A 15386-nucleotide genomic window follows, 5' to 3' on the forward strand; every position below is an offset into this window, starting at 1 on the left:
GGGGCTGAATCTGGAGCCGATGACGGGAATCGAACCCGCGTATTCAGCTTGGGAAGCTGATGTTCTGCCATTGAACTACATCGGCGGTGTCGGCATCGAAGGTTAGCACCCGGCGGCGGATGGGTTCGGCGAGTAGTGCGGCCGGACACCAACTGCCCAGCGCCGGCCGGGCCGCGTCGTGGACGTGACGCCGGCCGAGGAATGGCCCCAACGGCAAATTCGCGAACCGATGTTTATTCTTTCGTGATCATGTCGTAATGTGCCTTGGGTGGGCCGGCACAGGTTAGCCAAGAAGCGGCGTAAATCGCCGCTGATCCTGGCAGGGGTGCTGGCCCCCGCGGCGGTGTTCTTCGCGGCGGCAGGAGATGTCTCCCCTTTCATGCCGCGCCACGACGCAGCACCCGTTATTGGAGACAATTCAGCATGCTGCTTAGAAATCGTGGCGGCGAAGCCGGTTGGGATTGTGCTCGCGTCGGACGTGTCCCGCGGCGAAGGCACGGCTGAACCCCTCGCCGCATCGAGGTATCACACCAGGTCCCGGTTCCTGGCCGCCGGGCTCGCCCCGGAACAGGGCCTTCAGGTGAGGACGATCCTGGTCTCCCGCAGCATCAGCGCCAAGTTCCCGCAGATCCACGAAATCGGCGGCGTACGACCGGATCCGCTGCCCTGGCATCCGCTCGGTCTGGCGCTCGACGTGATGATCCCCAACCCGCAGAGCGCCGAAGGCATCGCCCTGGGCAACGAGATCGTCGCGTACGTGATGAAGAACGCGAAACGGTTCCGGATCCAGGACGCGATCTGGCGGGGCGTCTACTACACGCCGGGCGGAGCGCAACCGAGCCGGCTCGGTCACTACGACCACGTCCACGTCACGACCACCGGGGGCGGATACCCCACCGGTCGGGAGATGTATCTCGCCGACTGACCGCGACGGCGGGCAGCGGATAGGCTCGTCTCAGTGTCAGGGTGAGGTTGCCGCTTGGTGCGGTGGTTGGATCCTGATCACCTGGTGTTTGGCTCGTAGGCTCGTTGCCGCTTTCGGGTTGGCGTTCATGCGTTTTGTCGGCATCAGGTGTGAAGGACCGGCCGGCGTGACTTGATAGGAGCGTGGCATCGCCCCCACTGAGATGTGTCCGCCGACCGGCCCAACCGTCACCTCACAGTGAAGGAGGCAACCACCATGGTTGTTGTTGGAGCCGATGTCCACAAGCGCACGCATACGTTTGTCGCCGTGGATCAGGTGGGCCGCAGAATCGGCGAGAAGGTCGTCGAGGCCACTACGGTAGGTCATCGCCAGGCGATCCGATGGGCTCGCACCCAGTTTGGTGTCGAGCTGGTGTGGGCGATTGAGGATTGCCGACATTTGTCGGCGCGATTAGAGCGCGATTTGTTGTCCGCCGATCAGAAGGTGGTACGAGTCCCGTCGAAGTTGATGGCCCAGACCCGGGCCTCGGCTCGTACGCGGGGCAAGTCTGATCCGATTGACGCGTTGGCTGTCGCGCGGGCGTACCTGCGTGAGCCCGATCTTCCGGTGGCTTCCCACGATGAAGTGTCGCGGGAGTTGAAGCTGCTGGTGGATCGGCGTGAAGACCTTGTGGGGCAACGCACTTCGACGATCAACCGGTTGTTGTGGAGAGTGCACGAATTAGATCCTGGCCAGGCGCCGAAACCGGCGTCGCTGGATCTGGCCAAGCACCGCAGGACGCTCGGTGATTGGTTGGCCGCCCAGCCCGGTCTGGTGGCCGAGTTGGCCCGCGAGGAGTTGGCCGACATTACCCGACTCACCGAGGCCATCAATGTTTTGGCGAAACGGATCGGCGAGCGTGTCCGCGCGATCGCTCCGGCGTTGCTTGCCATGCCCGGCTGCGGCGAGCTCACCGCCGCCAAGATCATCGGCGAAACCGCCGGGGTCGCCCGCTTCAAAAGCGAGGCGGCGTTCGCCCGGCACACAGGCGTGGCGCCTATCCCGGTGTGGTCAGGCAACACCGTCGGCCGCGTCCGGATGACCCGCACCGGCAACCGCCAACTCAACGCCGCTCTGCACCGCATCGCGGTCACCCAGATCCGTCTCGACGGCCTCGGACAGGCCTACTACCGCAGCCGTCTGGCCGCCGGCGACTCCAGCACCGAGGCCCTGCGCTGCCTCAAACGCCGCCTCGCCAGAGTGGTCTTCCATCACCTCCACACCGACCACAACATCCGAACAAAGCCTTGCCAACCGGCAGCGGCTTGACATAGGAGAAACGCGTGCTGCTCTCCGATCGTGACCTCAGGGCCGAAATCACCGCCGGCCGCCTGGGCATCGACCCCTACGACGACGCCCTGGTCCAGCCGTCCAGCATCGACGTCCGCCTCGACTGCATGTTCCGGGTGTTCAACAACACCCGCTACACCCACATCGACCCGGCCAAGCAACAGGACGAGCTCACGACGCTGGTCGAACCCGTCGATGGGGAGCCCTTCGTCCTGCACCCGGGGGAGTTCGTGCTCGGCTCCACGCTGGAGCTGTTCACCCTGCCCGAGGACCTCGCGGGCCGGCTGGAGGGCAAGTCGTCGCTGGGCCGGCTGGGGCTGCTGACGCACTCGACCGCCGGGTTCATCGATCCCGGCTTCAGCGGTCACATCACGCTGGAGCTGTCCAACGTCGCCAACCTGCCGATCACGCTGTGGCCCGGCATGAAGATCGGCCAGCTGTGCATCCTGCGGTTGACCAGCCCGGCCGAACATCCTTACGGCAGTTCGCAAGTAGGTTCGAAGTACCAGGGCCAGCGCGGACCCACGCCGTCGCGCTCCTATCAGAACTTCATAAGGACTACATAGGTTCCGCGGGGCTCTCCCGCCCCCGTTCTGCGCGATACTTAGTTAGTTAGCCATGGTTTTTTCCTCCGCCTGACCATGGTTCACCGCGCAATACCTTTGGAGGGGTTTGTCTTGGAAATCGTGCTCGGGGTGTCGATGGCACCGGCGTCGATCCAAATGGTGGTCCTCGAAGGCGAATACGCCGACGGTGCCACCGTCGAAGAGGAAGTCTTCGACGTCGCCGCCGCCGACGCAGCGCCCACCGCGAGCGCACCCGACCAGGTGCTCGCCGCCATCCTGGGCACCCGCGAGGGCGCGGCCGAGGCCGGACTCGAGGTGTCGTCCATCGGCGTGACGTGGACCAACCAATTCGAGGCGGCGGCGTTGCGCGACGCACTGGCCGCCCACCGGGTCGAGAACGTGATGCTGGTGTCGGCCTTCCTCGCTGCGACCGCACTGGCCCAAAACGTCGGTGGCGCAATGGGTTACGAGCGAACCGCGGTGATGTTCGTGGAGCCCGGCACCGCGACGCTGGCGGTGGTCGAGACCTCCGACGGGTCCATTCCCGACGTCTACAAGCAACCGATCTACGCCGAGTCGTACGACCAGGCCGCCGCGCAGCTCGGCGGCATGATCGCCGGGCTGCAGAAGCTGGAAGCGGCGCCGGACGGCGTGCTGGTGGTCGGGTCGGGCGTCGACGTCGCCCCGCTGAAGCCGGCGCTGCAGACGGCGACCTCGCTGGCGGTGAGCGTGCCGGAGGAGCCGGAGACGGCGCTGGCCCGCGGCGCGGCCCTGGCTTCGGCCAATGCGCCGTTGTTCGCCTCGTCGACCGCCGCGCTGGCCTACGCCCAGGACCCGGGCACCGGTGCCGTCGACCAGCACTCGCTGCCCGAATACCTTTACGTGCCGTTCGGGCCGGAGGCGGGTGCCGACGAGCTCGCGTACAGCGCGGTGCCCGACGAGGACGCCGACTCGCCCACGGTCGTCATCGAAAAGCTGTTCATGCCGGAGGAAAGCCAGGAGCGGCGCAGGCCCGCCCTGCTGATCGGGAGCGGGCTGGCGGTCGCCGGCATCAGCGCGGTGCTGGCGCTCGAGATCGCGCTGGCGATCGGCATCCGCACGACCGGCACGGTCGCCTTGCAGCCCACCCCGGGCCAACACCTGATCGTCCCGACGCAGGAGCCGCCGGCGCCCGTCGAGGCGTCGGCCCCGGCGGCGAAGCTCAACCTGCCGGAACCGGTGGCGGCGCCCAAGCCGATGACTCCGCAGTTCGCCGCGCCGCTGCCCGCGGCCCGCCCGCCCGTGGCGCCTCCCATCCCCGCGGCCCCGGTCCCGGCGGCTCCGGTGGTGCCGGTTCCGGTCGTGGTCCCGCCGATCGCGCCGGTGATTCTGCCGCCGGTCCGCGTCCCCGTTCCTAACCCGATCGTGAGTCCGCCGGTCATCCAGGCCCCGCCGCGCGTGTCCCCCCCACAGCCGCTGCCGCCCCAACCGCCGGTCCACGTCCCGCAGCCGCCGCAGGCCGGCGGCACGGTGCCGCAGTCACCGCCCCACCAGACGCCTCCCGGGGGTACCGGCGCCTCCGCCGGAGGACATGTCCCGCCGCCCGGTTCGGGTGCGGGCGGCGCGACTGGCGGGCATGTCCCGCCGCCCGGTTCGGGCACGGGCGGCTCCAGCGGCGGGCACGAGCCGGCGCCCGGCTCGGGTCCCGGCGGCCTCGGCGGGGGGCATGTGTCACCTCCAGGCTCGGGCACGGGCGGCCTCGGCGGCGGCCACGTGTCGACGCCGGGTTCGCCCCCGGGCTCGGGTCCCGGTGGCCTGGGTGGCGGCCATGTGTCGCCCCCGGGTGAGGGGCCGGGCGGATTGGGCGGCGGGCACCTCCCGTCTCCCGGTTCGGGCGGCGGCGCGCCCACCGGTCCCGGTGGCCTGTTCGGCGGAGGCGGCCACGGCAGCGGTGGTGGCTTCGGCGCTCCGGGTGCCGGCGGCGGCCTCGGCGGCTTTGGTGGCGGCCACAGCGGCGGCGGCCTCGGCGGCTTCGGTGGTGGGCACAGCGGCGGCCTGGGCGGTGGCGGTGGATTCGGCGGTGGCGGTGGCGGCTTCGGTGGTGGCCACGGCGGCGGTGGCGGCGGGCACAGGTAAGCCCCCGATATACGAACGTCACTCGGCCGGCGGCGACTGCCGGAGGCGCTCAACTTCGCGCGCTAGGGTGGCGAATTGGGTTGGGGCGCGGCCGGGGTCGCCGCGAAGTCTGCGTCACTGTACGAAGTGGCGAACGCCCATGCGCATGGCGCAGCAATCGATTCGGACGACTTGGAGGAGCAGTGGACGTCGTACTGGGCGTGTCCCTGGCGCCTGAGACGGTCCGCATGGTGCTGGTCGAGGGCGAAGCCGCCGGCGGGGTGACCGTCGATCAGAACGACTTTCGCCTCACCGATCAGGCGACGGCGGTCGACGCGGCCGACCGCGTCGTCTCCGCGATTCTCGGCACCCGGGAGAGCGCGGTCCAGGGCGGCTATCGGCTGACGTCAAGCGGAGTGACCTGGACCGACCCCGCCGAGGCGGCCGCGCTGCGGCAGGCTCTGGCGGAACGCAAGATCGAGAACGTCGTGCTGGTGTCGGCGGTCATGGCCGCCGCGGCGCTGGCGCAGGCGGCGGGCAGCGCGACCAATTGCGCGCGCACCGCACTGCTGTTAGTCGAACCCACCACCGCGACGCTGGCCGTCGTCGACACCGCGGACGGGGCGGTCGCCGACGTACGCCGGCATCCCCTGCCCAACAGCGACGAAGCGGCGCTGGCGACGCTGGCCGCGATGACCGCGGACGCCGAATCGATGCGGGCGCGCCCGGACGGGCTGTTCCTGGTGGGTTCGGACGTCGACATCCCCTTCCTCAAGCCGGCGCTCGAGGCGGCGACCTCGCTGTCGGTCACCACGCCCGAGGAGCCCGAGATGGCCCTGGCGCGGGGCGCCTCACTCGCGGCGGCCAACGCGCGGCTGGGGGCGCCGTCGACGATCGCGATGCCCTACGCCGGGGACCCCTTGGCGGACGGGCGTGAGCTCGCCTACAGCGCCGAAGCGGACAGCGGGAAGGCCCGGGCGACCGGCGCCGACCGCGCGGCCGCCGCCCACTCGGACGGGCGAGGCAGCCGCAAAGCGGTGCTGGCCGTCGTCGCCGCCACCCTGATGTTCGTCGTCGGCGTCGTCGCACTGGCCGTGGCGCTGGCCCTCGACATCCGGCCCCACGCGCACCAGCGCCCCGATATCACCCAGAACGTGGTCGCCCCGGGCAACCAGGCGCCCCCGCCGCCATCGGTGGTCCCGCCGCCCCCGGCCTCCGTCCCGCCGGCGCCGGCGCCGGCATCCCCCCAACCGGGGCCCGCCCCCTCCCACGGCGATCAATGGGACGACTGGCTGCATCGGCACCTGGGGGAACACGGCATCCCGATGCCCTAGACGGTATGGAGGCTGACCTGAGGCCGAAGGCCTCGGGCTGCAATCGGACGTGGGTTGCCGATCGCGGGTGAACACTCGCTTCGGTAGAGCCACAGTTGCAGATCAGGAGGCCTCCGGTGAGTTTCAACGGTACGAGTGTCGGGTTGGATGTGCACGCACTTTCGGTGGTTGCACATGCTGTCGACGAGAAAACGGGTCAAGTCGAGCGGGCACGGTTGTGTCCAGATCACGGCGAGATTCTTGGGTGGCTGCGCCAGTTGCGTGGTCCGGTACGCGTGGCCTATGAAGCCGGCCCCACTGGGTTTGGGTTGGCTCGGGCACTGGCCGAGGCCCAGATCGAATGCACGGTCGCAGCGCCGTCAAAATTGATCCGCCCGTCTGGGGATCGGGTCAAGACCGATGCCCGCGATGCCGCGCATCTGACCCGGTTGCTGCGGCTGGGCGAGGTCAGCGCGGTCACCGTCCCAGAACGGGAGGTCGAAGCTGCCCGCGATCTGGTCCGTGCTCGTGAAGATGCCCGCGCTGATTTGATGCGGGTGCGTCATCGGCTTTCCAAACTGCTGCTGCGCCAGGGCCGGGTCTACTCGGGCGGACATGCCTGGAACGGCGTGCACGAGATTTGGTTGCGGCGGCAATGTTTCGACGACCCGCATACCGCGGCGGCCTTTGATCACCACTTCGATGCCGTTCTGAGCGCGACCGCGGCTCGAGACCGCCTCGACGAGCAGATCCTCGAGGTCGCGGCGTTGCCTCGGTATGCCGACATGGTGAACCGGCTGGGGTGTCTGCGCGGGATCTCGGCGTTAACCGGGCTGGCCTTAGCGGTTGAGATCGGTGACTGGGACCGCTTCACCGGCTCCTCGATCGGCGCCTACGTGGGCTTGGTCCCCAGCGAGTACTCCTCGGGAACCTCACGGGTGCAGGGATCGATCACCAAGGCCGGCAATGCCCACGTACGCAGACTGTTGATCGAGGCGGCCTGGCACCACCGCGCGGCCTACCGCAATCCTGGCCCCACAATGCGGGCCCGTTGGGCCAAGGTCACTCCTGCCCTCAAGGCACGCGGGCATGCCGGCAATCGCCGTCTGCATCAGCAGTGGTGCCGTTTCAACGAGCGCAAGAAGCCCCACGTGGTGGCCAACGTCGCCATCGCGCGTGAGTTAGCCGGCTGGTGCTGGTCGCTAGCGACGTTGGGCTAGAACCTCACCCGATGACTTGATCGGTATCGGCTTGGGTCACGGCGAGGTAAGCGAACCGACCTGCGTTACGGCTATGAGCAACAACGAGACTCAGAAACTCTCGGTGTGACGCCCGCCCCTAGAGAGCAGCCACCGTTCGCGCCGAACCATCGTCTTGCGGTACCCAACCCGCGCATATCAGTCTGACACCACCGTCGTTGACCAACGACCGCCGCAGACGCAGCTGACACCGATCAACGAAAGCCGCCCCGGCGCCAAACCGGGGCGGCTTTCACCTGCCTATTGACAAACCGTGCCTACATATCAGCCGCACACGGCCCCAACCGAAGGCCGGGCGCGCGCGTAAAATCGGATCACTAGGGGAACATAGGGTGGGGACTCAGTGACCTCTGGCGTTTTCGCGGGGTGCGGCGGCCACGTCCTCATCATCAGGGCTAGCAATCGAACCTTGGAGGAACATTGGACACCGTACTTGGCGTGTCAATGGCGCCGACGGCGGTCCGGATGGTGCTGGTCGAGGGCCAAAACGGCCAAGGCGCCACCGTCGACGAAGACAATTTCGACGTTCCGCCCGAAGACGACGCGGCAACGCTCAGCGCCGCCAACCAGGTAGTCTCCGCGATCCTCGGAACGCGCCAGGGCGCGGCCGAGGGCGGCTACCAGCTGGCCTCGACCGGCGTCACCTTCACCGACCCGATCGAGGCCGCCGCGCTGCGCGATGCGCTGGCCGCCCACAAGGTCGAGAACGTGATGTTGGTCTCGGCATTCCTGGCCGCGGCCGCCCTGGCGCAAGCGGTGGGCAGCCAGACCAACTACGCGCAGACGGCGCTGCTGTACATCGAGCCCGAGACGGCGACCCTGGCGGTGGTCAACAGCGCCGACGGGTCGGTCGCCGACGTCCGCCGGCAGCCGCTGCCGGCCGATGACGAGGCCGCGGTGGCCCAGCTGGCCGCGATGGTGTCGCAGGCCGAGACGCTCGAGACCCGCCCCGACGGGGTGTTCGTCGTCGGCTCCGGCATTGACCTCCCCCTGATCAAGCCCGCGCTGGAGGCGGCGACCTCGCTGCCGTTGTCGGCCCCCGAGGAGCCCGAAACGGCGCTGGCCCGGGGCGCGGCGCTGGCCTCGGCGCATGCCCCGCTGTTCTCGTCGTCCACCGCGGCGCTGGCCTACGCGCAAGACCCGGGCACCGGCGCCATCAACCCGTTCGCGGTGGCGCCCGGCTACTTCGACGTACCGGCGAACGCCGGCGAGGAAGGCCTCGCCTACAGCGCGGTGCCCGACGACGTCGACGACTTCTACACCGGCGCGCACACCGGCGCCACCGCGCTCGTCGGCGCGGGCTATCCGGAGCGCCGCTCGTTCCGGCTGGTGGGCAGCATCGTTGCGGGCGTCTTCGTCATCGGTGTGGTGGCGCTGGTCGTCTCCCTGGCGATCGCCATCCGGCCGACCGCCAACGTCCGGCCCAGCCCGAACCAGAACGTCGTCGTCGCGCCCACCCGGCCGGCCCCGGCACCCGCGGCTCCCGCGCCGGCCGAGGCCCCGGCGCCAAAAGCCCCCGCGGCGCCGGCACCGGCTCCCAAGGCTCCGGCACCCGCGCCTGAGGCCGCACCCGCGCCGGCCCCCGCTCCGGCCGCTCCCGCTCCGGTTCCCGAGGCCCCGGCGCCCGCACCGGTTCCGGAGGCCCCGGCGCCGGCCGCTCCGCCGCCCCCGCCGCCGATACAACTACCCCCGATCATCATCGGTGGGCCGCCGGCACCAAGAGGAGGTCGGTTCGGCGGTGGCGACGACGACCGCGGCGGGTTCCCCGGGTTCGGTGGCGGCCACGGTCACGGCGGTTTCGGCCCCCATATCGGGATCCCGGGTATCCCCGGGCTGTAGTGCACCGGCCGTTCGGTGCCACCTGTCATCTGCCGTTTGCCTCCCACTTAGCGGGGCGATGCAGTTAGGTCATCGCGGCGACCTACACCGGTTATATGCGATGCACCGTCTTCGGCACCGGTTACCTGGGTGCGACCCACGCCGTCGGAATGGCGGAACTGGGACACGAGGTCGTCGGGGTCGACATCGACGCGGGCAAGGTCGCCAAGCTCGCCGGCGGTGACATCCCCTTCTACGAGCCCGGCCTGCGCAAGCTGTTGACGAAGAACCTGGCGGCCGGGCGGCTGCGGTTCACCACCGACTACGACCTGGCGGCCGAGTTCGCCGACGTGCATTTCCTCGGGGTCGGCACACCGCAGAAGAAGGGCGAGTACGGCGCCGACTTGCGTCACGTGTACGCCGTCATCGACGCGCTGGTGCCGCGGCTGACGAGATCCTCGGTGCTGGTGGGTAAATCGACCGTTCCGGTGGGAACCGCGGCCGAGCTCAACCACCGGGCGGCCGCCCTGGCACCCCGCGGCGTCGACGTCGAGATCGCCTGGAACCCCGAGTTTCTGCGCGAAGGCTACGCGGTGCACGACACCCTGCATCCGGACCGCATCGTGCTTGGCGTGCAACAGGATTCGACGCGCACCGAGACGGCCGTGCGCGAGCTCTACGGTCCACTGCTCGCCGAGGGAGTGCCGTTCCTGGTGACCGACCTGCAGACCGCGGAGCTGGTCAAGGTTTCCGCCAATGCCTTTCTGGCCACCAAGATCTCGTTCATCAACGCCATTTCCGAGGTGTGCGAGGCCGCGGGCGCCGACGTCAGCGTGCTGGCGGACGCGCTCGGCTACGACCCCCGGATCGGTCGGCAATTCCTCAACGCCGGTTTGGGTTTCGGCGGCGGCTGCCTGCCCAAGGACATCCGAGCCTTCATGGCCCGCGCCGGTGAACTGGGGGCCGACCAGGCCCTGACCTTCCTGCGCGAGGTCGACAGCATCAACATGCGCCGGCGCACCCGGATGGTCGAACTCGCCAACGCCGCCTGCGGCGGCTCGCTGCTGGGCGCCAACATCGCCGTGCTGGGCGCGGCGTTCAAGCCCGAATCCGACGACGTGCGCGACTCGCCCGCGCTCAACGTCGCCGGCCAGCTGCAGCTCAACGGCGCCGCGGTCAACGTGTACGACCCCAAGGCGCTGGAAAACGCGCAGCGGCTGTTCCCGACGCTGAACTACGCGGTGTCGGTCGAGGAGGCCTGCGAGCGCGCGGACGCGGTGCTCGTCCTGACCGAGTGGCGGCAGTTCATCGACCTCGACCCCGCCGACCTGGCCGACCGGGTGCGCGCCCGCGTCATCGTCGACGGCCGCAACTGCCTCGACGCCGCGCGCTGGACGCGGGCGGGCTGGCGGGTGTTCCGGCTGGGCGCGCCGCGCCCCTGAGGCCGTTGACCCCGCCGAGTAGCCTGACCGGGGTGGACTACGCCGGCGCATTCCTCGAAGAGAACCGCGCATTCTCCGAGCTTTTCCGCGATGTCGACCACGCCACGCCGGTGCCGACCTGCCCGGGGTGGACCCTGAGCCAACTGCTGCGCCACGTCGGGCGCGGCGACCGCTGGGCGGCGCAGATCGTGCGCGACCGGCTTCAGGAGTTTCTCGACCCCCGATCCGTCGAGGGCGGCAAGCCGCCACCCGATCCGGCCGACGCGATCTCCTGGCTGCACGGCGGCGCGCAGCGGCTCCTCGACGCCGTCGAGCTCACCGGGGTGGAAACCCCGGTGTGGACGTTTCTCGGCTCCCGCCCGGCTAACTGGTGGGTCCGGCGCCGCCTGCACGAGGTGGCCGTGCACCGGGCCGACGCGGCCATCGCGCTGGGATCCCCGTACACCCTGGACCCCGAGATTGCCGCCGACGGGATCACCGAATGGTTGGAGCGGCTCGCGATCCAGGCGGGCAGCGAGGGGGCGCCGCTCCCGCTCGACGGCGACAACACCCTGCACCTGCACGCCACCGACCCCGGGCTCGGCGCAGCCGGCGAGTGGACGATCGGCGTCGACGACGGCCGGATCACCTGGTCGCACGAGCACGGCAAGGGCACCGCGGCCCTGCGGGGCGGCGCCACCGAGCTGCTGCTGGCCATCCTGCGCCGGCTGCCGCTCGCGGACGCCGGCGTCGCGCTGTTCGGTGACGAGGGGGTGTGGCAGAACTGGCTCGACCGTACCCCGCTCTAGCCCCGCCGCCGGGGCGCACACGGTAACTTGCACACCATGACCACTTCGGAGATCGCCACCGTCCTGGCATGGCACGACGCGCTCAACGCCGCCGATCTGGAAACCCTGGTCGAGCTGTCCAGCGACGACATCGAGATCGGCGACGCGCACGGCGCCGCGCAGGGCCACGAGGCGCTGCGACGCTGGGCCGCTTCCCGCGACGGCACGGCCGAAGTCGGCCGGATGTACGTGCACGACGGTGTCGTGGTCGTCGAACAGAAGGTCAGCGCCCCGGACAATCCCGGCGCTGTCACCACCGCGGCGTCGGCATTCCGGGTGGTCCACGACCACGTCACGTCCGTGTTCCGGCACGAGGACCTGGCGTCGGCGCTGGCGGCCACCGAGCTCACCGAATCCGACCTCGTCAACTGAGCAATTGAGCGTGGAAGAGGGGACCACCATGCGCGGGATCATCCTGGCCGGCGGCTCGGGCACTCGCCTGCATCCGATCACCGTGGGCATCAGCAAGCAGTTGCTGCCGGTGTACGACAAACCGATGGTCTACTACCCGCTGTCCACCCTGATGATGGCCGGGATTCGCGACATCCTGGTGATCACCACCCCGCACGACGCGGCGGGCTTCGAGCGGCTCCTGGGCGACGGCTCGCAATTCGGGATCAACATCAGCTACGTCACCCAGGAACGGCCCGACGGCCTGGCCCAGGCCTTCGTCCTGGGCGCCGACCACATCGGCAACGACTCGGTGGCATTGGTGTTGGGAGACAACATCTTCTACGGCCCCGGGCTGGGCACCAGCCTGAGCCGTTTCCAAACCATCAGCGGCGGAGCGGTTTTCGCGTACTGGGTGGCCAACCCGTCGGCGTACGGTGTCGTCGAGTTCAGTGACGACGGCACGGCCCTGTCGCTGGAGGAGAAACCCAAGACACCGAAATCCAATTACGCGGTGCCGGGACTGTACTTCTACGACAACGACGTGATCGAGATCGCCAGGAGTCTGAAGAAGTCGGCGCGCGGGGAGTACGAGATCACCGAGGTCAACCAGATCTACCTGAATCGGGGCCGGCTCTCGGTCGAGGTGATGGCCCGCGGAACGGCCTGGCTGGACACGGGCACATTCGACTCCCTGCTCGACGCCAGCGACTTCGTGCGCACGCTGGAGCGGCGGCAGGGCCTGAAGGTCAGCGTCCCCGAGGAAGTGGCGTGGCAGCAGGGCTGGATCACCGACGAGCAGCTGGCCCAGCAAGCGCAGACCCTGCTCAAGTCCGGGTACGGCGGCTATCTGCTGGATCTGTTGGAGCGGAGCCGATTTCACTAGGCTTCGCCAGCGCCGCGGCGATCGCCGTCGTCAGCGGCACCGACAACGCCAGCGCGACACCGCCCACCGCCGACCGGGCGATCTCGATCGCCACGCTCTCGCTGGTCAGCACGTCGGCCAGGGAACGGTTGGCCACGCTGAACAGCAGCAGCAGCGGCAGCGAACTGCCGGCATAGGCCAGCACCAGCGTGTACACCGTGCTGGCGATGTGGTCGCGACCGACCCGAATGGCGCCCACGAAGATCGCGCGCCGCGAACCGCCGAGGTGGGCCAGCTCGAACACCGTGGAGGCCTGGGTCACCGTCACGTCGTTGAGCACACCCAGCGACCCGATGATGAAGCCGGCGAGCAGCAGGCCACTGATCGACACGCTGCCCAGGTACGCGCTGACGGTGGCGTTCTGGTCGTCGGACAAGCCGGTCAGATGGGCCAGTTGAATTGCGGCCCAGGACAATCCCGCGGCCAGCAAGAGCGACGTCAGGGTGCCCAGCAGCGCGGCGCTGGTGCGCAGGCTCACGCCGTGGGCCAGATAGATGACCGCGTAGAGGATCGCCGCCGAGGCCACCAGGGCCACCGGAATCGCGGGGGCGCCGTCGCGCAGCGCCGGCAGCAGAAACACCACCAGCACCGCGAACGCGACCACGATGCCGACCAGCGCCAGCAGCCCCCGCCAGCGCGCCACGGCGACGACCACCACCGCGAACGCGACGGCCAGGGCGACCAACGGCCAGCCGCGTTCGAAGTCGTAGAACGCGTAGCTGGTGGCGCCCTGGTCGTCGACCTGGCGGACGAGCCGAATGTGGTCTCCCACCGCGAACTTCGGCTGGCCGGGGCCGGGCGAGGACTCCAGCAAGGTGCCGGCGCCGGCGTTGGGGCCGGAATCGATGGCCACCTGGGTCAGCACGCACCGGCCGGCGCCCGGCGGCGCCGGTTGTGGTGCGGTGGTGAGCACCTGGCTGACCGACGGGCTGCCGCAATCGCCCAGGCCGCTGGACAGCACATGCCCGGCCTGCGTGCTCACCGCGCCCCCGGCCGCGTTCTGGAACGGCATGGGGATGTCGACGTGCTCGCGGCTGGGCCACAGCGCGACGGCGCCGCCCAGGACCGCCAGACCGATCGCGACCAGCAGCCCGACGACGATCCTGGCGGGCAGCGGGTCGACCGGGGCCGGGCCGGACGGGCGGTGCGAGTGGGAGTGCGAGTGGCTCACCCGGTCCACCGTAGAGGCGCCGGCTGCGAAGATGCCTACTGGCGATAGCCGACCAGGAAGTTGCCCAGCCGCTCGATCGCCGCGGCCAGGTCACGGGCCCACGGCAGCGTGACGATGCGCAGGTGATCCGGTGCCGGCCAATTGAATCCGGTGCCCTGGGTGACCAGGATCTTCTCCTGCAGCAGCAGGTCGAGGACCAGCTGTTCGTCGTCGGTGATGTCGTAGACCTCGGGGTCGAGCCGGGGGAAGGCGTACAGCGCGCCCTCGGGCTTCACGCAGGACACCCCGGGAATCTCGTTCAGTTTCTCCCAGGCGACGTCGCGCTGCTCGAGCAGCCGGCCGCCGGGCAGCACCAGGTCTTCGATGCTCTGGTGGCCGCCCAGGGCGACCTGAATCCCATGCTGGGCGGGCACATTGGGGCACAGCCGCATATTGGCCAGCAGATTGATGCCCTCGATGAAGCTCTCGGCGTGGTCCTTGGGCCCGGTGATCGCCAGCCAGCCCGCGCGGTATCCGGCGACCCGGTAGGCCTTGGACAGCCCATTGAAGGTGAGGCACAACATGTCCGGCGCCAGCGTGGCCACGTTGATGTGCTTGGCGTCGTCGTAGAGGATCTTGTCGTAGATCTCGTCGGCGAGTAGCAGCAGTTCGTGCTTGCGCGCGAGTTCCACCATCTGGGTGAGGACGCCGTGGCTGTACACGGCGCCGGTCGGGTTGTTGGGGTTGATGATGACCAGCGCCTTGGTGCGCTCGGTGATCTTGGATTCCAGGTCGGCGATGTCGGGCTGCCAGCCCTGGGTCTCGTCGCACAGGTAGTGCACGGGCGTGCCGCCGGCCAGCGACGTCGACGCCGTCCACAGCGGGTAGTCGGGCGAGGGGATCAACACCTCGTCGCCGTTGTCGAGCAGGGCCTGCAGCGTCATCGTGATCAGCTCGGAGCACCCGTTGCCCAGGTAGACGTCGTCGACGTCGAACCGGGGGAAGCCCTCGACCAACTCGTAGCGGGTGACCACGGCGCGGCGGGCGGGCAGGATGCCCTGCGAATCCGAGTAGCCCTGCGCGTACGGCAGGGCCTGGATCATGTCGCGCATGATCACGTCGGGCGCCTCGAAGCCGAACGGCGCCGGATTGCCGATGTTGAGCTTGAGGATGCGGTGCCCTTCGGCCTCCAGCCGCGCGGCGTGCTGGTGCACCGGACCGCGGATCTCGTACAGGACGTCCCGGAGCTTGGACGACTGCGCGAAGACGCGCTGCCGGTGGTGGGCGGTCGCGTGCAGGGGCAGTTGGTGCATGGTCACCTCACCAATGGTGCCACTTCTGTCCACCG

The 15386-nt window shown here is 69.4% G+C and carries 13 protein-coding genes and 1 tRNA gene; 11 read left to right on the forward strand and 3 right to left on the reverse strand.

Annotated elements, in window-relative coordinates; translation table 11 throughout:
* Positions 1-11 precede the first annotated feature (11 nt).
* Positions 12-85 (reverse strand) — tRNA-Gly (locus G6N51_RS21220).
* Positions 86-268: 183 nt separating this feature from the next.
* On the opposite strand from G6N51_RS21220, the gene G6N51_RS21225 reads away from it, so the two are divergent.
* The 11 genes from G6N51_RS21225 to rfbA all read left to right on the forward strand — a co-directional run bounded on the left by G6N51_RS21225 (position 269) and on the right by rfbA (position 12849).
* The gene (locus G6N51_RS21225; protein WP_180134409.1) at positions 269-925 is read left to right on the forward strand and encodes a hypothetical protein; all 657 of its coding nucleotides are present in this window, start codon (positions 269-271) and stop codon (positions 923-925) included.
* 237 nt (positions 926-1162) lie between these two features.
* Entirely contained in the window at positions 1163-2233 is a 1071-nt protein-coding gene (locus G6N51_RS21230; RefSeq protein ID WP_180134408.1) for an IS110 family RNA-guided transposase, read from the forward strand.
* Positions 2234-2247: 14 nt separating this feature from the next.
* Complete coding sequence (dcd, locus tag G6N51_RS21235) at positions 2248-2820, forward strand: dCTP deaminase (protein ID WP_067304154.1); 573 nt, start codon at positions 2248-2250, stop codon at positions 2818-2820.
* Positions 2821-2940: 120 nt separating this feature from the next.
* A complete protein-coding gene (locus tag G6N51_RS21240) occupies positions 2941-4935 on the forward strand; it encodes a DUF7159 family protein (protein WP_408632574.1) in 1995 nt (664 codons plus the stop codon).
* Positions 4936-5117: 182 nt separating this feature from the next.
* On the forward strand, positions 5118-6248 hold the full coding sequence (locus G6N51_RS21245; protein ID WP_163750789.1) for a DUF7159 family protein: 1131 nt from the start codon (positions 5118-5120) through the stop codon (positions 6246-6248).
* 116 nt (positions 6249-6364) lie between these two features.
* Positions 6365-7447, forward strand: coding sequence for an IS110 family RNA-guided transposase (locus tag G6N51_RS21250; RefSeq protein ID WP_167528577.1), 1083 nt, complete (start codon positions 6365-6367; stop codon positions 7445-7447).
* 459 nt (positions 7448-7906) lie between these two features.
* Positions 7907-9325 (forward strand): DUF7159 family protein, encoded by a 1419-nt coding sequence (locus G6N51_RS21255; RefSeq protein ID WP_438502051.1) that lies wholly within the window; start codon positions 7907-7909, stop codon positions 9323-9325.
* 95 nt (positions 9326-9420) lie between these two features.
* Positions 9421-10746: a UDP-glucose dehydrogenase family protein gene (locus tag G6N51_RS21260; RefSeq protein WP_083176405.1), complete on the forward strand. Its 1326-nt coding sequence runs from the start codon at positions 9421-9423 to the stop codon at positions 10744-10746.
* Between the two features lie 32 nt (positions 10747-10778).
* Complete coding sequence (locus G6N51_RS21265; RefSeq protein ID WP_083176403.1) at positions 10779-11534, forward strand: maleylpyruvate isomerase family mycothiol-dependent enzyme; 756 nt, start codon at positions 10779-10781, stop codon at positions 11532-11534.
* A gap of 36 nt (positions 11535-11570) precedes the next feature.
* Positions 11571-11945, forward strand: a complete 375-nt coding sequence (locus tag G6N51_RS21270) for a nuclear transport factor 2 family protein (RefSeq protein ID WP_083176401.1) — start codon at positions 11571-11573, stop codon at positions 11943-11945.
* Between the two features lie 28 nt (positions 11946-11973).
* Complete coding sequence (gene rfbA, locus G6N51_RS21275) at positions 11974-12849, forward strand: glucose-1-phosphate thymidylyltransferase RfbA (RefSeq protein ID WP_083176409.1); 876 nt, start codon at positions 11974-11976, stop codon at positions 12847-12849.
* Here rfbA and G6N51_RS21280 read toward each other — a convergent pair.
* Both G6N51_RS21280 and G6N51_RS21285 read right to left on the reverse strand, forming a co-directional pair.
* On the reverse strand, positions 12791-14059 hold the full coding sequence (locus G6N51_RS21280; protein ID WP_083176412.1) for a YibE/F family protein: 1269 nt from the start codon (positions 14057-14059) through the stop codon (positions 12791-12793). The two genes, rfbA and G6N51_RS21280, sit on opposite strands and share 59 nt — an antisense overlap.
* A 35-nt stretch (positions 14060-14094) precedes the next feature.
* Positions 14095-15384: a pyridoxal phosphate-dependent aminotransferase gene (locus G6N51_RS21285; RefSeq protein WP_083176400.1), complete on the reverse strand. Its 1290-nt coding sequence runs from the start codon at positions 15382-15384 to the stop codon at positions 14095-14097.
* Positions 15385-15386: the final 2 nt, after the last annotated feature.

The sequence above is a fragment of the Mycobacterium paraseoulense genome (assembly GCF_010731655.1).
Taxonomy (GTDB): Bacteria; Actinomycetota; Actinomycetes; order Mycobacteriales; family Mycobacteriaceae; genus Mycobacterium; species Mycobacterium paraseoulense.